The 19,288-nt window shown below is 68.3% G+C and carries 15 protein-coding genes; 5 read left to right on the top strand and 10 right to left on the bottom strand.

The features are described from left to right. Positions 1-73: 73 nt before the first annotated feature. Positions 74-2,698, bottom strand: coding sequence for a DNA topoisomerase III (locus tag C2U31_RS05300; RefSeq protein WP_103271881.1), 2,625 nt, complete (start codon positions 2,696-2,698; stop codon positions 74-76). A 62-nt stretch (positions 2,699-2,760) separates the two neighbouring features. Here C2U31_RS05300 and C2U31_RS05305 point away from each other — a divergent pair, with 62 nt between their 5' ends. Beyond that, positions 2,761-5,400 (top strand): GDYXXLXY domain-containing protein, encoded by a 2,640-nt coding sequence (locus tag C2U31_RS05305; protein WP_103271882.1) that lies wholly within the window; start codon positions 2,761-2,763, stop codon positions 5,398-5,400. Positions 5,401-5,419: 19 nt separating this feature from the next. Here C2U31_RS05305 and gluQRS read toward each other — a convergent pair whose 3' ends face one another. Both gluQRS and C2U31_RS05315 read right to left on the bottom strand, forming a co-directional pair. After that, positions 5,420-6,310, bottom strand: a complete 891-nt coding sequence (gene gluQRS / locus C2U31_RS05310; protein WP_103271883.1) for a tRNA glutamyl-Q(34) synthetase GluQRS — start codon at positions 6,308-6,310, stop codon at positions 5,420-5,422. Positions 6,311-6,411: 101 nt separating this feature from the next. Then, on the bottom strand, positions 6,412-6,870 hold the full coding sequence (locus C2U31_RS05315) for a DUF494 family protein (RefSeq protein WP_103271884.1): 459 nt from the start codon (positions 6,868-6,870) through the stop codon (positions 6,412-6,414). A 419-nt stretch (positions 6,871-7,289) separates the two neighbouring features. Between C2U31_RS05315 and C2U31_RS05320 the strand changes: the two genes are divergently transcribed. After that, on the top strand, positions 7,290-7,673 hold the full coding sequence (locus tag C2U31_RS05320) for a type II toxin-antitoxin system RelE/ParE family toxin (protein WP_103276265.1): 384 nt from the start codon (positions 7,290-7,292) through the stop codon (positions 7,671-7,673). Next, complete coding sequence (locus C2U31_RS05325; RefSeq protein WP_103271885.1) at positions 7,657-7,959, top strand: DNA-binding transcriptional regulator; 303 nt, start codon at positions 7,657-7,659, stop codon at positions 7,957-7,959. The genes C2U31_RS05320 and C2U31_RS05325 overlap by 17 nt, the downstream gene beginning before the upstream one ends. A gap of 105 nt (positions 7,960-8,064) precedes the next feature. On the opposite strand, the gene C2U31_RS05330 is transcribed toward C2U31_RS05325, so the two are convergent. Together C2U31_RS05330 and C2U31_RS05335 are read right to left on the bottom strand one after the other, a co-directional pair. After that, positions 8,065-10,089, bottom strand: coding sequence for a TRAP transporter permease (locus C2U31_RS05330; protein WP_103271886.1), 2,025 nt, complete (start codon positions 10,087-10,089; stop codon positions 8,065-8,067). A 326-nt stretch (positions 10,090-10,415) separates the two neighbouring features. Beyond that, entirely contained in the window at positions 10,416-11,378 is a 963-nt protein-coding gene (locus C2U31_RS05335) for a TAXI family TRAP transporter solute-binding subunit (protein WP_103271887.1), read from the bottom strand. A gap of 489 nt (positions 11,379-11,867) precedes the next feature. On the opposite strand from C2U31_RS05335, the gene C2U31_RS05340 reads away from it, so the two are divergent. Then, positions 11,868-13,007 carry a DSD1 family PLP-dependent enzyme gene (locus tag C2U31_RS05340; RefSeq protein ID WP_103271888.1) on the top strand — a complete coding sequence of 380 codons (1,140 nt, stop codon included), beginning with the start codon at positions 11,868-11,870 and terminating at the stop codon, positions 13,005-13,007. Between the two features lie 33 nt (positions 13,008-13,040). Here C2U31_RS05340 and C2U31_RS05345 read toward each other — a convergent pair whose 3' ends face one another. The 5 genes from C2U31_RS05345 to C2U31_RS05365 form a co-directional block, all read right to left on the bottom strand. Further along, positions 13,041-15,776, bottom strand: coding sequence for an autotransporter outer membrane beta-barrel domain-containing protein (locus C2U31_RS05345; protein WP_103271889.1), 2,736 nt, complete (start codon positions 15,774-15,776; stop codon positions 13,041-13,043). A gap of 603 nt (positions 15,777-16,379) precedes the next feature. Further along, positions 16,380-16,478 (bottom strand): entericidin A/B family lipoprotein, encoded by a 99-nt coding sequence (locus C2U31_RS05350; protein ID WP_369869779.1) that lies wholly within the window; start codon positions 16,476-16,478, stop codon positions 16,380-16,382. A gap of 65 nt (positions 16,479-16,543) precedes the next feature. After that, on the bottom strand, positions 16,544-16,909 hold the full coding sequence (locus tag C2U31_RS05355) for a hypothetical protein (protein ID WP_103271891.1): 366 nt from the start codon (positions 16,907-16,909) through the stop codon (positions 16,544-16,546). Positions 16,910-16,964: 55 nt separating this feature from the next. Next, entirely contained in the window at positions 16,965-17,150 is a 186-nt protein-coding gene (locus C2U31_RS05360; RefSeq protein ID WP_103271892.1) for a CsbD family protein, read from the bottom strand. Positions 17,151-17,333: 183 nt separating this feature from the next. Next, positions 17,334-18,827: a PAS domain S-box protein gene (locus C2U31_RS05365; RefSeq protein ID WP_103271893.1), complete on the bottom strand. Its 1,494-nt coding sequence runs from the start codon at positions 18,825-18,827 to the stop codon at positions 17,334-17,336. A 179-nt stretch (positions 18,828-19,006) separates the two neighbouring features. Here C2U31_RS05365 and C2U31_RS30455 point away from each other — a divergent pair, with 179 nt between their 5' ends. After that, positions 19,007-19,264: a hypothetical protein gene (locus C2U31_RS30455; protein ID WP_158658318.1), complete on the top strand. Its 258-nt coding sequence runs from the start codon at positions 19,007-19,009 to the stop codon at positions 19,262-19,264. Positions 19,265-19,288 lie beyond the last annotated feature (24 nt).

Genomic DNA, 19,288 nt, shown 5'->3' on the forward strand with positions numbered 1-19,288 from the left:
TGTCGCAAGCGGCCCGCCAATGAAAAACGCCCGGTCTCCCGGGCGTTCCTCAATGGCTGCCGATCATTCCGGCTCAGGCCGCGGTCTTCTTGGCCGTTTTCTTGGCGGCGGTCTTGGTCGCGGTTTTCTTCACCGCCGCCTTCTTGGCGGGGGCTTTCTTGGCGGCCGTTTTCGTGGCCGTCTTGGTGGCGGTCTTGGTCGCCGCCGTCTTGCTGGCCGTCTTGGCCGGCGCGCGGCCCGGCTTTTCAGGACGGGGCTCGAACTCGAAGCCGATCTTGCCGTCGGGCTGGCGCACCAGGAAGGCCTTGAACTTGCGGTTGGTGCGGCTGGAGACGAAACCGTCGAGCAGGCCGGTGCGGCCTTCGGTCAGCAGCTTTTCCATCTGCTCGCGCGAGATTTCCTGCTGCAGGATGACCTTGCCGGAACGGAAATCGCAGGTCCTGGCCGGACCCACGGACTTCTCGCAGACGTAGCTCATGCCGTGCTCGAAGACGCGCGACGAGCACTTGGGGCAGGCGCCGACCGGCGTGTGGCCGGAGAAGTCCACGGCTTCGGCGTCGTCCTCGTCGTTCTGGCCGAAGTCGAATTCCAGCTTGTTCTCGTCGCTGATGCGCAGGATGGCGGCGAAGGGCCGGCCCATCTTGCTGATGAAGCCTTGCAGCGGGCCGATCTCGCGCTTGGCCAGCAGTTCCTCGACTTCCGGCAGTTCGAAGGTGCGCCCGCCCGGGTGTTTGCCGATCGAGAAATCGCAGCTGGTGCAGGCAAAGCGCCGGTAGTTTTCCTTGACCACGGCGCCGCACTTCGGGCAGGGCGTGCGCAGCGTGGCGTAGTCGCCCGGCACGGTGTCGCGCTCGTATTCCTTGGCGCGCTTGACGATGACCTGCGTCATCTGCGCGATCTCGCGCATGAAGGCCTCGCGGCCCAGGCCGCCCTGCTCGATCTGCTTGAGCTTGTGCTCCCATTCGCCGGTGAGTTCGGGCGAGGTCAGTTCGGTCACGTCCAGGCCGGACAGCAGCGTCATCAGCTGGCGCGCCTTGGCGGTGGGCACCAGGTCGCGGCCTTCGCGGCGCAGGTAGCTTTCGTTGAGCAGGCCTTCGATGATGGCCGCGCGCGTAGCCGGCGTGCCCAGGCCGCGCTCGGACATGGCTTCGCGCAGCTCTTCGTCGTCGACCAGCTTGCCCGCGCCTTCCATGGCCGACAGCAGCGTGCCTTCGTTGTAGCGCGCGGGCGGCTTGGTGGTCAGGCCCACGGCTTCGACGTCCTCGGTGCGCACGGTCTCGCCGTCGGCCACCGGCACCAGGTTGGCGTCCTCGCCCTGGGCTTCCTTGCCGTAGACGGCCAGCCAGCCGGGGGCGACCAGCACCTTGCCGTCGGTGCGGAAGCGATGGCCCTGCACCTCGGTCATGCGGGTGGTGACGCGGTATTCGGCGGCGGGGAAGAACACCGCCAGGAAGCGCTTGAGCACCAGGTCGTACAGCTTGCCCTCGGCCTCGCTCAGGTCATGCGGGATCTGCAGCGTGGGGATGATGGCAAAGTGGTCCGACACCTTCTTGTTGTCGAAGATGCGGCGGTTGGGCTTGACCCAGCCCTCGCCGACCACGGTGCCGGCATGGCGCGCCAGGCCGCCGACGGCGTTCGAGCCGCCCTGCGCCAGCGCGCGCATGGTTTCCTTGACCGTGTTCAGGTAGTCCTCGGGCAGGTAGCGCGAGTCGGTACGCGGGTAGGTTAGCGCCTTGTGGCGTTCGTACAGGGTCTGGGCCAGCGCCAGCGTGGTCTTGGCCGAGAAGCCGAAGCGGCCGTTGGCCTCGCGCTGCAGCGAGGTCAGGTCGTACAGGGCCGGCGACATCTGGGTCGAGGGCTTGGATTCCTCGGTCACGCTGCCGGGCTGTTCGCGGCAGGCCGCCACCACGCTCTGGGCGGCGGCTTGCGACCACAGGCGCGATTCGCGCTTTTCCGGGTCGCGCTCGTCCTTCTTGAAGTCCGGGTCGATCCAGCGGCCTTCGTACAGGCCGGCGGCGGCCACGAACTGGGCGCGCACCTCCCAGTAGTCGCGCGGCACGAAGGCGCGGATGCGTTCCTCGCGCTCGGCCACGATGGCCAGCGTGGGCGTCTGCACCCGGCCGACCGGGGTCTTGAAGAAGCCGCCGTCCTTGCTGTTGAAGGCGGTCATGGCGCGCGTGCCGTTGATGCCGACCAGCCAGTCGGCCTCGGCGCGCGAGCGCGCGGCCGCTTCCAGCGGCTTGAGCTGGACGTCGTCGCGCAGGTTGGCGAAGGCGTCGCGGATCGCGGCCTGGGTCATGGACTGCAGCCACAGGCGCTGGATCGGCTTCTTCACGCCGGCATACTGAATGATGTAGCGGAAGATCAGTTCGCCCTCGCGCCCGGCGTCACAGGCGTTGATGATGGCGTCCACGTCCTTGCGCTTGGCCAGGCGGACCAGCAGTTTCAGGCGTTCGGCTGATTTCTTGTCCGTGGGGCCCAGCTCGAATTCAGGCGGAATGACGGGCAGGTGCGTGAAGCTCCACTTCCCTTTGACAGGATCGTTGGGCGCGACCAGGCTCAGCAAATGGCCGATGCTGGAAGCCAGTACGTAACGTTCGCTTTCAAAATAGTCGCCCTCGCGCGCGAAGCCTCCCAAGGCGCGTGATATATCAAGGGCCACCGAGGGCTTCTCGGCAATAATCAGCGTTTTATTCATGTGTATCCAGTGGCGGCGGACCCGCCTTAGTAGCGCGGATAATAAGATCGGAGATTCTCGACATGCAAGTCGGCACTGAAAGGCAAGCGGGATCCGAACTGCACGCTTGGCGTCAATTCCTGGCGCGAAGCACCCTCTGGCTGGGCGTTTTGCTGCTGGGCAGCGCGGCCATTTGCTGGGTCGCGGCCAATTGGCAGGACATGAGCAAGGTCCAGCGATTCGCCGGCGCCCAGACCCTGTTGGCCGTCTGCGCGCTGGCCGCCGCCTGGGCCGGATTGCGCCTGCGGACCGCCGCCGGCGCGCGCGGCGCCATCCCCGGCGCCCTGCTGGCGCTGGCCGGCATCCTGCTGGGCGCCCTGCTCGCGTTGCTGGGCCAAACATACCAGACCGGCGCCGATACCTGGGAACTGTTCGCCTGGTGGGCCGTGCTGCTGCTGCCCTGGGCGCTGGCCGCGGCCAGCCAGGCGGTCTGGCTGCTATGGACCCTGGTCGTCAACGTGGCCATGGTCCTGTGGCTGGGCGAGCGGGTCTTCAGCTGGTGGGGACTCCTGGGCGCGACGTACCTGCCCGCCCTGATCGTGGCCGGCCTGAACCTGGCGATGCTGGCGGGCTGGGAACTGGCCGCGCGCCGCTGGCGCGCCAGCACCCTGGTCGGTCCGCGCCTGCTGGCCGCGCTGGCCATCGGCGCGCTGGTGATGTCGACGATGTACACCGACCTCTTCATCGGCCGCAGCTACGGCAGCACGACCGGCAGCATCGCCTGGCTGGTGGTCACGCTGGTCCTGGGTTTCTATTATCAGAAGGTGCGCCGCGACTTGGTCATCCTGGCCATGCTGGCCGCCGGCGTGATCTGCGTCTCCCTGCGGGTCGTGGGGGAATGGCTGCTGCGGCTCGAGCCCGGCGCCTGGGCGGCGCTGCCCCTGGCCGCGCTGCTCATGGCCGAGGCGGTCTGGGCCGCGCGCTGGCTGCGCGGGCTGGCCGCCGAGGGCAAGACGGCCGCGCCGGCGGCCGATGCCGAGCCCGCCAGCGCCTCGGCCGGCAATCCCGTGGACCCGGCCCCGGCCGGCGAGCCGGTGGCCCAGGTCACTCCGCCCGCGACGCCCGCCGCCGATGCGCCCTGGTACGTGCAATGCCTGCTGGGCCTGAGCGCCTGGCTGGCGACACTGCTGCTGCTGCTGTTCATCGGCTTGTCCCAGATCGTCAACACGCAGGAAGGCGCGCTGGTCGCCGGGCTGGTGCTGTGCGCGGCCGGCGTGGCCGTGCTGCGCAGCGAGGCCGGTCCGTTCTGGCGGCAGTGCGGCACGGCGATGGCCTTTGCCGGCGAGCTGCTGGTCATTTTCGGAATATCAGACTCCACGTCATTCACCAACGCCTGCCTGTTCGTGCTGGCCCTGGCCGTGGCGGTGTACGTGCTGGGTACCGATCTCATCCTGCGCTTCCTCAGCGGCCTGCTGATCGCGGGCGCCGCCGCCGGGCTGATCTGGCGCGGCCTGTCGCCCGCGCTGGTGGACGAGAACCTGTTCGACGCCCTGTGGCGCTTCGATTCCGCGCGCGCCGCCTTCCTGTGGCTGCCCATCGCCGTGACCGGCGCCTGGGGCGCAGCGGTGGCCTTCAGTCTGAGCCGTCGCGATGCCAGCCCGCGCGCCCGCGCGCTGGCGCCGCTGGCCTGGGCCTTCCTGCTGTCGGTGCAGTGCATGGTGTGGCTGGCCGGCGGCATTTCCGCCCAGCAGCTGCCGGCCATGTGGGCGGTCAACCCGCGTTCGGCCGTGCTGGTGGTTGCCGGCGCCTTGCTGCCGGCCGCCGCGGCGCTGTCCGTGCTGTGGCCGCGCCGCCGCGTGCTGACGGCCGGCCTGCTGTGGGGCGTGCCGCTGGCCCTGCTGATCCTGGCGCTGTTCTGGCTGCCCAGCCCCGGCGTGGGCTTCGCGCTGGCCTGGCTGCTGCTGGGCTTCGGCCTGGGCCTGCGCAGCCTGACCGTGTTCGGCGTGGGCAGCCTGCTGGTCTACCTGGGCGTCTATTACTACCAGCTGGAAGTGCCGCTGCTGCAGAAGGCTGTCTGGCTGGGCGGCGGCGCCCTGCTGCTGTTCTTCCTGCGCGTCATGGTGTGGCTGGTGCCGCGCCTGATGCGCACCCGCGAGGATGGCCCGCGCGCCATCCTGCCGCCGGTCTCGGCCGTGCTGCGCTGGCGCACGGTGGGCGTGCTGGGCGGGCTGGCCCTGGTGCTGGCGGTGGCCAATGGCAGCATCTGGCAGCGCGAGCAGCTGCTGGGCAGCGGCCGCGTCGTGATCCTGGAGCTGGCGCCGGTGGACCCGCGTTCGCTGATGCAGGGCGACTACATGGCGCTGAACTTCGCCGCCAGTCGCGACGTCACGCGGCTGCGCAAGGACGGCTCGCGCGACCCGGCCCTGACCCAGGACGAGGTACTCAACTACGAGCCGGACGGCTACCTGGTGCTGGCGCAGGACGAGCGCGGCGTGGGCAAGGTCCTGCGCATCCAGCCCGGCACCCAGCCGCGCGCCGATGGCGAGGTGCCGCTGCGCTACCGCGTGCGCGACAACAGCGTGCGCATCGTCACCAATGCGTATTTCTTCCCCGAGGGCCAGGCCAAGCGCTATGAAGTCGCGCGGTTCGGCGAACTGCGCGTGGGCGAGAACGGCGAGGCGCTGCTGGTGCGGATGCTGGGGGCGGACTTGCAGCCGCTATAAAGGCGGCCCGGGCGCACGCTCAGCCGCCCGGAGGCGGAAAGCGGCGCGCCCATTGCGCCGTGGCCCGCGCCAGGAAACCCGCCGGGTCGGCCGCGCCGTCGAGGGTCTCGAAGCCCAGCGCGCGCCAGGCGTCCTGTAGCGCGGCCAGCGGAGCGTTCGTGTCGATGGCCGGCGCGCCGTTCTGCTTGGACAGTTTCAGGCCGCTGTCGGCGTCCAGGATCAGCGGCACGTGCATGTAGCGCGGCAGCGGCAGGTCCAGCAGCCGTCCCAGCATGCGCTGGCGCGCCGTGGAGCTGAGCAGGTCGGCGCCGCGCACCACGTCGGTGACGCCCTGGGCGGCGTCGTCCACCACCACCGCCAATTGATAGGCCCACAGCCCGTCGGCGCGGCGCAGGGCGATGTCGCCCACCGCCCGCGCCACGTCCTGCTCCTGCGGCCCCAGCCAGCGGTCCTCGAAGCGTTCCACGCCGTCCGGCATGCGCAGGCGCCAGGCGCGCGCCTCGCGGCCTGGCGGCAGGCCGTGGCGGCAGGTGCCTGGATAGGGCCGCTCGCCGTCGGCGCCGGGCGCGGTCTGGCCGCGCAGCGCCGAGTCGGCGATCTCGCGCCGGGTGCAGCCGCAGCCGTAGATCAGCCCGCGCGCGGCCAGCGCGTCAAAGGCCGCCTGGTAGGCATCGCCGCGCCGCGACTGCCACATGATCTCGCCGTCCCAGTCCAGGCCCAGCGCCCGCAGCTGCGCCATGATGCATTCGGCGGCGCCCGGCACGGTGCGTGGCGTGTCCACGTCCTCGATCCGCAGCAGCCAGCGTCCGGCGCTGGCGCGCGCGTCCAGCCAGCTGGCCAGCGCGGCCACGAGCGAGCCCGCGTGCAGCGGGCCGCTGGGGCTGGGGGCGAAGCGGCCGACGTAGGTCACGGACAGATCAGTTCAGGGCAAAAGGCAAGGCGCCGCGCATGCGCGCGGCGCCGGAAAGGAAATGGGGAGAACGGCGGACGGCCGGCAAGGCGCGGCCGCGATCAGTGCAGGCGCCGCACGCCCTCGTCGTCCAGCAGCTCTTCCAGGACCAGATTGTCGATCTCGGCTTCCTGGCTCCAGAGCACCATGAGGGCGATGATCTTGATCTTGTCCAGCGGCACCGGGGTTTCGGGCGACGCCAGGCCACGGTCGATGACGATTTCGCGCAGTGGCGCGGGCAGCACGCCGGCCGATTCCAGGAAGGCAATGAAGCCGATGGATTCGGAGCCGAGCTGCTGGTATTCATTGTCGGTGTAGATCCGGGTGCCGGTGTTGGGCACCTGGGCGAGATCGACGCAGCGTTCGGTGGTCTCGGCCAGGCCGTACAGCCAGCCGAGGGCGTCGTCGATGTCTTCATGCTCGAAGCCGGCCGCGGCGAGCCGCTTTGCCAGGACGTCGGCCGCGGGACAGGCTTGCGGCGTGTAGTAGTTCTCGAACAGATAAACCAGGATATCGAACATGTTGCGCACTCTAGTGCTTGTTTGCACAGTCGGCCCGGATATCGGCAGACCAGCAAACATGAATTTTACTGTACGCCGAAATATTTCCTCGGGCAACCGAGAGGACGGACGGTTGTTGTATGGCCGTCATCGTGCGGGAACTGTCACATATCTGCGGGCATTTTGCTTTCAGAATGAATGATTCGGCAGGTCGGACAAGGGGCAGGTTGGGAGGTATTCCTGACCCGCCCCTTTTTTCGCAGTGCTATTACAACGGGCATAGGCCTGTTGCTGAGCCTGTGTCGGAGGGACGAAATGCTCACTGTCGCCAGGCAGAAGGCGATGCTCCTGGGCTAAGTTCACAGTTGCCGCACTAGCAGTAACTCCGATTTATGAGTATCGAAAACTATACCCGTTTCGGGTATAGTTTTGGGATAGTGATGACGCGTACTTTCAAACGCAGGGATTTTGCGCGCTGGCAGGCACGCGAGAAATTGGCCGACGCCGCGTTGTGCAAGGCGGTTCAGGAGATGGAGAGCGGCTTGGTCGATGCGAATCTGGGCGGTGGTCTCTACAAGCAGCGGGTCGCCCGCTGCGGCGCAGGCAAGCGCGGCGGCTATCGAACCCTGCTGTCGGCCCGGATCGGCAAGCGCCACATATTCCTGCACGGGTTTCCCAAGCGCGACAAGGCGAACATCACAAGGGAAGAAACGCAGGCGTTGCAATTCGCGGGCAAGGTGTTCCTGGAGCTGTCCGCCGATGCGCTTGCGACTGCCCTGAGCCTGGGCGTGCTACTGGAGGTACCTTGTGAGCAAGATCATTGAATCCCTGCGTGGCGACCTGGCTGCGCTGCACGAAGCGGGCGCGATCAGCAAGGTGACGATGCGTCAGTTCGACGCGATCTGTCCAGCGCCGGTGCGGGAATTCGAGGCGGCCGACATCAAGCGCCTGCGCGACTCCCTGAAGTTCAGCCAGCCAGTGTTCGCGCTGCATTTGCACACCACCGCTTCGACAGTGCGCAAGTGGGAGCAGGGCGAAACCCGCCCTGCCGGCCCCGCGCTCAAGCTGCTCAATGTCATCGCGGACAAGGGGCTGCAGGCTATTCTCTGATGGCCTGCGGTGCCGCGTGGCCGCAGGCCGATGGCTTGCGACTGTTAACGAAGCGTATCGACGTTGGCAAGGCTGGGGCCGCATCGGCCCCAGCACCGGCCAGGTTCAAGCCGGCCGCAGCGCGTTTTCCCGCTTCAGTTCCGCCAGCTGCCGGATGAACACCGGGATGCAGATGGCCAGACCGATCAGTCCGCTCATCAGGCCGGGGATGATGGTCAGCAGCGCGCCCACCGTGCACAGCCAGCGTTCCCAGCTTTTCATGCCGACCAGCATGTAGCGCGAGAAGGCCGCCGACAGCAGCACCAGGCCGACCATGCAGCCGACCAGGGTCACGAAGAAGTCGTACCAGGTGAAGCCCTGCACCGAGATCAGCAGCGACGGCGAGAACACGAACACGAAAGGCACGATCAGCTTGGTGATGCCCAGCCTGAAGGCCGTATTGCCGGTCTTGAACGGATCGCTGCCCGCCATGCCCGCCGCCGCATAGGCCGCCAGCGCCACCGGCGGCGTGATGTCCGCCAGGATGCCGAAATAGAACACGAAGAAGTGCGCCGCGATGGGCTGCACGCCCAGCTGCACCAGCGTGGGCGCGGCCACCGCCACCATGATCAGGTAGTTGGCCGTGGTGGGAATGCCGCAGCCCATCAGGATGCAGACCAGACCGGTCATGATCAGCGCCGCGATCAGCGTCAGCGTCTGCATGTTGGCGATCGCTTCCGGGATGAAGGCCGAGGCCCCGCCCGCCAGCGATTGCGCCGCCGAGATCACGATGTACGAGATCTTGAAGCCCACGCCCGTCAGCGTGACCACGCCGATCACGATGCCCACCGTGCCCGCCGCCGCGCCCACCGCCAGCGCGTACTTGGCGCCGGTCTCGAAGGCCTCGTACAGGTCGCGCAGGCGCAGGCGCTGGAACGGATTGAGCAGGCCCACGATGATGCAGCCCGTGATGCCGGCGAAGGCCGCCAGGTACGGCGTGCGGCCGCTGGCCAGCACGCCGATTAGCAGGATCAGCGGGATCAGCGTCGGCCAGCGCTTCTTGAACGACTCGCGCAGCTTGGGCATTTCCTCGTTCGTCAGCCCGCGCAGCCCTTCGCGCTTGGCCTCGAAGTGGACCTGCATGAACATGCCGAAGAAGTACAGGAAGGCCGGGAAGATGCCGGCGATGGCGATCTGCTGGTACGGGATGCCCAGGAACTCGATCATCAGGAACGCGGCCGCGCCCATGATGGGCGGCGTGATCTGCCCGCCCGTGCTGCTGGCGGCCTCGACGCCGGCGGCGAAGTGCCTCGGATAGCCGATGCGGATCATGGCCGGGATGGTCAGCGAGCCCACCGTGACCGCGTTGGCCACCGACGAGCCCGACAGCATGCCGAACATGGCCGAGCCGAACACCGACACCTTGGCCGGGCCGCCCGCGTAGCGGCCGGCGATGGTCGAGGCCACGTCCAGGAACAGCTGGCCCAGGCCGATGCGCGTGGCCAGCACGCCGAACAGCACGAAGTGGAACACGTAGGTCGCCACCACGCCCACCGCCACGCCGTACACGCCCTGGCTGGTCAGGTACATGTGGTTGACAATCTGCGGCCAGGTATTGCCCGCGTGCTTGAGCAGGCCGGGGAAGTACGGCCCGAACATGGCATAGGCCATGAACACCAGCGCGATGATGGGCAGCGGCCAGCCCATGGCGCGGCGCGTGGCTTCCAGCAGGCCCACCAGCAGGATCGAGCCCATCAGCACATCCACCGGCAGCGGATTGCCCACGCGGAACGCCAGGTCCTCGAAGATGTAGGGGATGTACAGCACCGACAGCGCCAGCGCGATCGCCATGGCCCAGTCGTACAGCGGCACGCCGCCGGGAGCGAACCAGGTGGACTTGGGCTGGCGCTGGTAGTGCGACTTCGAGAAGCCGAACACCAGGAAGATCAGGCTCAGCACGAAGGCCAGGTGCACGCCGCGGTGCGTCGCCTCGCGCAACAGCCCGAAGCCGGCGGTGTAGTAGTGAAAGAGGGATAGCGCCACCAGCAGCCCGGAGACGATCCAGGTGGCGGTCTTGTCCAGCGGCCGGAAACGGATTTCCGAATCGTACTTTTCCGCCAGCTGCTGGGTTTTATCGTGGTCTATTTCCATAGCCGTATTTCTCTGGGTGATTCCACAAACAGGGCCGCTCGCGGCGGCCCTGCCCATGCGACGCATACCGCGCCGGACATGCCCGCGTGGCTAGCATGTGTGCTTGCTGATGTGTACCTACTGGCTTGCCTATTGGTTTGCTGCTTCGGATCCTGCATTGGCGCGCCAAGCTCCGGGCCCTATGCGGGCAGCCAATCGATCGAGCCTCGCGGCATACCCGACGCAAGCCTCCGGCGCTCCCCGATCGCACCGCAGCGGATCCGGCTCCGCCGGTCCGCCAGCGGGCCCCCTTGAGGGGGAGGCGCCACAGGCGCCTCGGGGGTGGCCTATTTCAGCAGGCCGATTTCCTTGTAGAACTTCTCGGCGCCCGGATGGAACGGAATGCCCGCGCCCTTGATCGCGTTGTCGCGCGTGATCAGCTTGCCCTTGGCGTGGCCGTTGTCCAGCGTCTTGCGGGTGGCGTCGCTGTACAGCGCCTTGGTCACTTCATAGACCACGGCCTCCGGCACCTTGGCCGAGCTCACCAGCTGCGCGTTGACGGAAATGGTCTTGACCTCGCCCACGTTCTGGTAGGTGTTGGCGGCGATGGTGTCGGGCGTGAAGAACTCCTGCTTGGCGCGCAGCGCGTCGATCTCGGGGCCGACCATCGACACGATCTCGATGCCCGCGCCGCTGGAGGCCAGCTCGGCGATGGCGCCGGCCGGCGCGCCGCCGACGAAGAAGAACGCGTCCAGGCCGCCGTCCTTGAGCTTGTCGCCGGCCTGGTTGGGCTTCAGGTATTCGGCCTTGATGTCCTTGTCGGTCATGCCGTAGGCGCCCAGGATCAGGCGCACGTCGACCAGCGTGCCCGAGCCGGGCTCGTCCATCGACACGCGCTTGCCCTTCAGGTCGGCCACGCTCTTGATGCCCGAGCCCTTGCGCGCCACCAGGTGGATGCTCTCCGGGTATAGCGTGGCGATCAGGCGCAGGTCCTGGGCCTTGGGCTTGCCGTCGAAGGTGCCGGTGCCGCTATAGGCCCAGAACGCCACGTCCGACTGCGTGAAACCGGCCTCGAACGAGCCGCCCAGGATGCCGTTGATGTTGGCCACCGAGCCATTGGACGCGACCGCCGTGGCGATCAGCTTGCCCGGCTGCGACACCGCGTTGGCGATGATGCCGCCTACCGGGTAGTAGGTGCCGGCGGTGCCGCCGGTGCCGATACGGAAGAACTGTTGCGCCTGCGCGGCGCCGGCGACGCCGACGGCGGCCGCGGCGAGGGTCAGGGTGGTGATCCACTTCTTGAGTTTCATGCGAGCTTCTCCGGTTCTGTGTGTGCTCTGAGTCGGTATGCCTTGCCGTGGCCACGCCGCCGGCAAGGACGATGCCTGCATGCCGCGCTGCGCCTTGGGGCGGAGCCCGAGGGCGGCATGTCGGCACAGGGCCCTTGCGTCATCTCCGTCGCGCGGGCCGTCCGTTCCCCTTGATATCTTTCCGCCGCGCGCCGTGGCCCGAAGCGGAAAAGCCCCTTTTGTCAGGCCTGATGAACAGGCAAGCGCGGGGGCGTTTGTTGTGATGAAATTCTGTCATGCTGTCCCCGCCCCGCCAATGGCCGCGGGGCTATGGTTTACCTGGGGGTAGGCTCGCGGTTTGGTTATGGACAGGCGCGCTTTGGTTATGACGAGCCGCGTGTTCGTGCCTGTATCGCCGGCATGCCGCCCTGCCGCTTTTCCCCACGCATCGCCCGCAGTCGTCAGCCGCCTGATTGTTGAATGTTCGAACGAAAAAACGGAGCCATCCCGATGTCCCAGGAAGTCATACGCGGCATAGCGCTGCCTCCCGCCGCCCAGCCCGGCGATCCGCTGGCGCGCGTCGACACGCCCAGCCTGGCGCTGGACCTGGCGGCCTTCGAAGCCAATCTGCGCGCCATGCAGGCCTGGGCCGACCGCCATGGCGTGGCGCTGCGGCCTCACGCCAAGGCCCACAAGTGTCCCCAGGTCGCGCTGCGCCAGCTGGCGCTGGGCGCACGCGGCATCTGCTGTCAGAAGGTCAGCGAGGCCCTGCCCTTTGTCGCCGCCGGCGTGCGCGACATCCACATCAGCAACGAGGTGGTGGGCCCGGCCAAGCTGGCGCTGCTGGCCCAGCTAGCGCGCGCCGCGCGCATCAGCGTCTGCGTCGACAACGCCGCCAACCTGGCGCAGATCTCGCGGGCCATGGCCGGCGCCGGCGTCGAGGTCGACGTGCTGGTCGAGATTGATGTGGGCCAGGGCCGCTGCGGCGCGTCCGACGAGGCCACCGTGCTGGCCCTGGCGCAGCAGGCGCGCGACCTGCCGGGCGTCAACTTCGCCGGCCTGCAGGCCTATCACGGCTCGGTCCAGCACGCCCGCGGCCGCGAGGAACGCGCCCGCATCTGTCGCGACGCCGCGCGCATCGCCGCGTCCTATGCCCAGCTGCTGCGCGAAAGCGGCATCGCCTGCGACACCATCACCGGCGGCGGCACCGGCAGCGTCGAGTTCGATGCCGCCAGCGGCGTCTACACCGAGCTGCAGGCCGGTTCCTACGCCTTCATGGACGGCGACTACGGCGCCAACGAATGGGGCGGACCGCTGACGTTCCAGCACAGCCTGTTCCTGCTGTCCACCGTGATGAGCACGCCCGCGCCCGATCGCGCCGTGCTCGACGCCGGCCTGAAGTCCGCCTCCGCCGAATGCGGCCCGCCCGCCGTTTACGGCGAGCCCGGCCTGACCTGCACCGCCATCAACGACGAGCACAGCGTGGTGCGTGTCGAGCCGGGCGCTAGCGCGCCGGAGCTGGGCGCGGTGTTGCGGCTGGTGCCGGCGCACGTCGATCCGACCTTCAACCTGCATGACGGGCTGGTGGTGTTCCGGGACGGCGTGGTGGAGGATATCTGGGAGATTTCGGCGCGCGGGTATTCGCGCTGAGGGCGCGGCCCGCGCGCCTGCCCGCGATGCCTGTCACCAGGCATGGGAAAGATTGAGCATGCCGCCATAGCCGCGCTCGCCGCCGCCGAACTGTCCGATGAGCTGGGCCGACACTTGCGTGCGCCGGGTCACTTGGGCGTCCATGCCCAGCTTGAGTTCGAGCGCGTTGCGTGACGCGGCGGTGGCCAGTGTGTTGTCGTCCATCCGGACGGACGGCGCCGCGTCGCGGCGCAGCCAGTTGGCCTCGACAAAGGGGCGGATCGCGCCGCGATCCTTGTCGGCCGCGAGCCCGGGGTACAGGCGCACGCCGCCGCGCAGCAGCGTCGCGCGGTTGCGGCCGCTGCGCATGCGGGTGTCCTGCAACGTGGCGTCGTTGGCGCGGTAGCGAGCGTGGATGATCTGGGCGTGTGGCTCGATCACCAGGTTGGCCAGCGCGCTGTCAGGCGCGAACGGCTTGACCGCGTAGCCGCCTTCCAGCGACGCGGACCAGACGCGCGATGCATAGCGGGCGGTACCCAGGTCGCTGCCGACCCGGTTGTCATAACGGCCGAACTGGATCCAGGCATCCGCATAGGCGCCCAGCCGGCTGGCTTCTTCGGCATGGTAGGTGCCATACAGGCCGCCGGCGTAGCCGGACGTCCTGCCGCGCGCCCGGGCGCGGACCGTGCCATCGGGACGGATCAACGTGGACACGGAGTCGGCGCGGGCTTCGCCGTAGCCGGCCATCAGGCCGACGCGGACCGCGCCGTCATGGCCCGCCTGCGCGTGCAGCAGGTCGCCGCCTATCTGCATCACGTAGCTGTCGCTGTCGATGGAAACCCGGCCTTCGGCCATGCGCAGACCGTGATCGCGGCGACCGACCGCGCGGGTCCAGAGCATGCGTCGATGGTCCGCCTCGTTCGCGTCGACCGGCACCGGCTGGCGATCGTGCAGGCTGTGCGAGAACAGCGTCATGCCGGCCCGTTGGTTGGCGGCATACGCGCCGCTTTCGGGAGACACGTTCCGGTCGCCGGCCTCGGGCGGATCCGTATGCGTGGGAGGCTGGACCGGCGGTTGCACGGGGGGCTGTACAGGCGGTTGAACGGGAGGCTGTACAGGCGGCTGCGGCGTGGCCCGTGAAGTCAGATACCAGTCGGACTCGACGCCGCCGCTGCCGCCGCGCACCAGGCTGTAGTCGTATCCGCCGGCGGCCAGCGTGCCGGTGCCGGCGCGATAGCCCGTGGATCCCGCGTCCAGATGAAAGGCGTCGGCGGCGGTGCGCGCGCCGTTGATGGCCTGCACCACGCGTATGCCCTGCTGGGTCTGTGCGCCCGCGCCGCCTGTATTGAGGATAAGCAGGCCCGTGTCGCCGGTGGCCGCGCCGCCGTCGATCACGAGGCGGTCGGTGAGCGAATCATCGCCGCCCAACACGGTGCGCAGCAAGACCGTGCCTGCCTGGCCGGCGTAGTCGCCGATGATGGTCAGGCGGTTGCCCGCCGTGCCGCGCCCGCCCGCCAGGTCAATCAGGCCGCCCTGGTTCAGCACCGTGCCGCGCAGGGTGAGCGCGTTGACGGGCGCGGCTGCGTCGGCGAGCGCCAGCGTGGCGCCGGATGACAGCGTCACGGCGCTCAGGCTCGAGTCCCGCGTCATGCGCCAGACGCTGTCGCCGCCGGCGATGGCCAGGTTCAGCACGCCGTTGTCGGTGATGGTCGTGGCGCCCGTGTAGCGGCTGGCATTGCCCATGCGCAGGTCGATCACGCCGGAGCGGGTGGCGAGCATGTCGCCCGTCACACGGTAGACCTTGTCGGTGACGGGCAGGCCCGTCGCGCTGTCGTATGAGCGAATGGCGGCGACAGTTCCCTGCGAGTCCTGCCCCGAGGCGGCGCTGTAGCTGTCCGCGTAGAACGCATACGCGCCCGCGCCGGAAGTACGGACCGACACGTTTCCCGTCAGCTCGACGCTGCCTGCGTAGTCCTGTCCGCCGATGTCGGCGAGCCCGTTGTAGTAAAGACCCGGCAGCCGCCGCGCGGCGATGCCGTGCGCGGCCGCGCCCGAGGTTTCGATGTCCAGGTTGCCCGCCTGGATGAAGCCGCGTCCCGCCGCGTAGACGGCGTTCGCCTGGTTTCCGGTGGTGGCGATCTGGTGGACATCGTTCGCGCCGCCCAGCAGCCGCACTTCGGCGGCGCCCATCGACTTGCACTGGAATAGCCCGGCGCCGCAGCCGGCGTCCACGCCCGCGTACACCGCGTGGCCGCCATTGAAGGAACCATCGCCTTGCGTGCGGATTTCGGAACTTCCGTTGAACGTGATGATGTGCTCGCCGCCGCCATAGCCGGGCGCGGCGGACGAGGCGCGGGCGCCCATGCCCTGGGCCACGTTGATGGTCGCCTTCTTGTTCACCGTGACGCGTCCCGCGGAATTGTCCCGGCCCAGGTTGATGCCGTCCGCGCTCAGGCCCGTGGTGGTGACCGTCAGATTGTCGAAGCTGACCGTCGGGCCCCAGTTCATGAGCCGGATGCCGTCCGCGCTGCTGCCGGACGTGGTGACCGCGAGATCGTTGAATTGGACCTGGCCCGAGTACTGCGCGTAGCCGTGGCGGTTGGCGGCCGTGGTTTCCAGCGAGACGGATGCATAGTCCTGCATGCCCTTGCCGCCATGGTCCGCCGGGTTGTAGGTTCCGTCAGGCGCGCAGGACAGCGCATTTCCCGCAACGCTGCAATCGTCCGCCCACGCCGCGCTGGCGGCCAGCAAATAAAAGACGGGGAGCAGCAGGTGTTTGCCGGGCTTCATGAGGATTCTCCTGGTTGCGAAATGGGCGGCGCTCCACAAGCTTCGCGTTGCTCACCTGGCTTGAGTCTCGCGATTGCGGCGCCACGAGGAAATCAGCCTGGTCCGACGCCTTGCAATGCCTGACAATCAGGAGGTCATGCGGATGCCGCCGAGCGGGCGGGAACGCGAAATGCGCGAGCGGACAGCGCGCCGTTGAAACGAGAGGCCGGGATGGGGGCGGGCGGGTGGCCGCTGGCGCGACCAGGGCATGCCGCAACCCGCGAGTTACGGTTCGCTTGGAAGGAGCGGACTTGAGGGCAGTGGCGCCATGAGTGGGTGCGGCGTCTCTGTGTCGAGCGAGAAAATCCGTGGTCCTGCCGGCATTCGGGTATTCATTGCTGCATTCTTGCGATGCGGGCCGGACTTGTGAGTAGGAATTTTCTTAAAGTGGTCGGGCGCAGGCGCGCCATGGCGGGAAGCCGGCAGGCGTGGCGCGCGGGGCGTGTCGTGATGTGCGCGCGTGCGCGGATTCGCGGGGGATGCCCGGCGACAGGCGCGGCCGCCGAAAAAAACGCCGGCGCGCACAAGGCGCGCCGGCGGCAAGGCCAGGGTGCTACGGGGCGATCAGCGTGCCTGCTGTTGGATCTTCTCCCCGCCACGTTCGATGTCTTTGCCGGCACCTTCGACCGTGTTGCAGCCCGCCGTCATGCCGGCCACGGCCATGACCAGCACGATCCAGATCCGTTGCGCCATTGCGGTTCTCCTTGTTGTGTTCATTTGCCGATGCCCTACTTGCCGTAACGCGTCTTGGCTTCGGCCAGGCAGGCGTCCTTGGCGTCGCCGGACATGGCCGCGCACTTCTTCTTGGCCACGTCGTAGTCCGCGTCCTGGCGCGCCTTGGCCGCGTCGTGGTTGGCCTCGGCCTTCTGCTTGCCGGCCTTGGCCTGCGCCTCGGCCACGTCCTTGTCGGCGCGCGCCTGTTTCAGGCAAAGATCCTTGGAGTCGCCGCTGCGGGCGTCGCATTGCTTTTTGGCGGCGTCGTAGCGCGCGTCGATCTGGTCCTGGGACATGGTGGTGCCTTGCGCATGGACCGGCGCCAGCGCGGCGCCCAGCGCCAGGGCCAGGCCCAGGGCGGCGTTTCGGTAGTGCTTCATGATCGGTGAACTCCTGTCAGTGCGAAGAACGAGAACGGGCTGGCGCGCGTCCTTCCTACTTCTTGTCCAGCGCGTCGCGGACCTTGTCCTTGGCCTCGCCGACATTGCGCTGCACCTTGCCGACGGCCTTCTCGGCCTTGCCTTCGATTTCCGTCTGGCGGTTGCCGGTCAGCTTGCCGGCCGTTTCCTTGATCGCGCCCTTCACTTCCTTGGCGGCGCCTTTGATGCGGTCGTTGTCCATGGGGTTGCTCCTTGGGTTCCAGTTGCGGGGAAATCGCGCGCCGGGCGGCTTGCAGGCCGTGGCCGCGGACGAACCCAATATAGGAATGGCGGCGCGCGCGCGTAAGAAACGCACGCACCAGATCGACTGGTACTTTTCTACTTGTTTGATGGATGGCGCCCGAGCAGCCTGCCCGCGCCACGCCTACTTCCTCGCGCGCTTGCGCGGCGGTTTCTCGTAGCCCACGATGCCGCGCTGGCGCGCCCAGATGATGGCGGCGCTGCGCCGGTGCACGTCCAGCTTGCCGTACAGCGCCGCCACATGATTGCGCACCGTGTTGCGCGACAGGTGCAGCGTGGCCGCGATCTCGGCGTCGGTGTGGCCGTCGCAGATCAGGCCCAGGATCTCGCGCTCGCGCCGCGTCAGGTCGGCCAGCTCGCCCTGCGACTGCGGCGCGCCGGGCGCGCGGATCTGCGCCAGCTTCTCGATCACGGTGCGGCTGAACCAGGAGGTGTCCTGCATCACCGTCTCGATGGCCTCCATCAGCTCCAGTTCGTTGCGCTTGCGCTCGGTGATGTCCTGGATCGCGCCCAGCACGCAGGGCAGGTCCTGGATCTTCACCGGCGCGGCCGACAGCAGGCAGTCCAGCAGCGCGCCCTCGCGCGTGCGCAGCGCCATTTCCAGGCTGCGCACGCTGGCGCCCTGCTCCAGCGAGGCCATGGCGCGGTCGTAGGCGCGCGGATCGGTCCACAGCCGCGCCAGCGCGTCCTCGTCGCGCGACAGCGTCGCGGCGTCGTAGCCGGTGGTGGCGACGAAGGCGTCGTTGACCTCCAGCAGCTCGCCTTCCGCCGTGCTAAGCGTCATCGGCACCGGCGCCAGCCGGAACGCCGTGGCGAAGCGCTGTTCGCTGTGGCGCAGCGCCGTCTCGGCCTTGCGGCGCGGCTCCAGGTCGTTGAAGGTGAACAGCATGCAGGGCTGCTCGGCCACCTCGATGGGCTGGCCCGCCACCACCACCAGCTTGCTGCCGCCCTGCACCGCGATGCAGGACTCCGTCTGCGGAATCGTGCGGCCTTCGGCCAGCCGTTGCAGCGCATCCTCGCGCTGCGGCGTGTCGCCCAGCACGTCGAGTTCGCGCACGGTCTTGTCCAGCACGTCCTGGCGTGCGTAACCCGTCATTTCCAGGAAGCCCTGGTTGACCTTCACATAGCGCAGGTCCGCCAGCGAGCAGATCACCGCCGGCGCGGGATTGGCGTTGAAGGTGCGCTCGAATCGTTCTTCCGCGCTGTAGCGCTCGGTCACGTCCAGCAGGACCAGCACCATGCCTTCCACCGCGCCCTGCGCATCGTTCAGCACCAGGTTGCGCACCTGGTGCATGCGGCGGAAATCCGGATCGCGCCGGCTGCACACTTCCACCACCATGTCCTTGAAGGCCTCGCCCGCCAGCGCCCGATCCATCGGGTATTGCGCCGCGTCCAGCTTGCGGTTGTTGCGGTAGCGCAGCGTGTACGCCTTGCGATAGCCGGCCGCCGTGCCGCCCAGCCCCGCCAGGTCCGCCACGCCGTGCATGGCCAGCGCCGTGTCGTTGGCCCAGGCGATATGCCGGTTGTTGTCCAGCAGGATGATGCCCTCGATCAGGCCGTCGATGATCTCCAGCAGATGGCGGCGTTCCGTCGTGAACGCCGTGGCGGTCTTCTTCATCCTGTCTCCCTGATGCGCGAGGCGGGCCGCGCGGCGCGGCCCGGAGGTAGGAAGAAAGTACTAGATAAATTCGTCCCGCGAGCTCTGTGCGCGGTTACGAGCTGCTTCTATCGTGGTCCTGCGCTCGTTATGCGTGCCCCTCATCTGTATCGCCTTGCGCGAATTTTCAGGAGACCACCATGAACACGACTCATCCGCCCGGCGACGCGCCGGCCAAGCAAGCCCCCGGTCAGCAGCAGCAGCCAGGCAAACCCGGGCAGGACGACAATCAACCGGGCCGCGTGCCGCCGGAAGTGCCCGGCAAGCCTAACCAACCGGGGCAGCCCGGCGAGCCTGGCCAGCCGGGGCAACCGGGAGATCCCCGGCAACCGCACAACCCGGACCAGCCCCGCCGGCCTGGCGATCCGGGCAGGCCCGATGTGAACGCCCTGCACTGAGCATGGCGAGGCCATAAAGCAACG

This window comes from Achromobacter sp. AONIH1, assembly GCF_002902905.1.
In the GTDB taxonomy this organism is placed as follows: Bacteria; Pseudomonadota; Gammaproteobacteria; order Burkholderiales; family Burkholderiaceae_B; genus Achromobacter.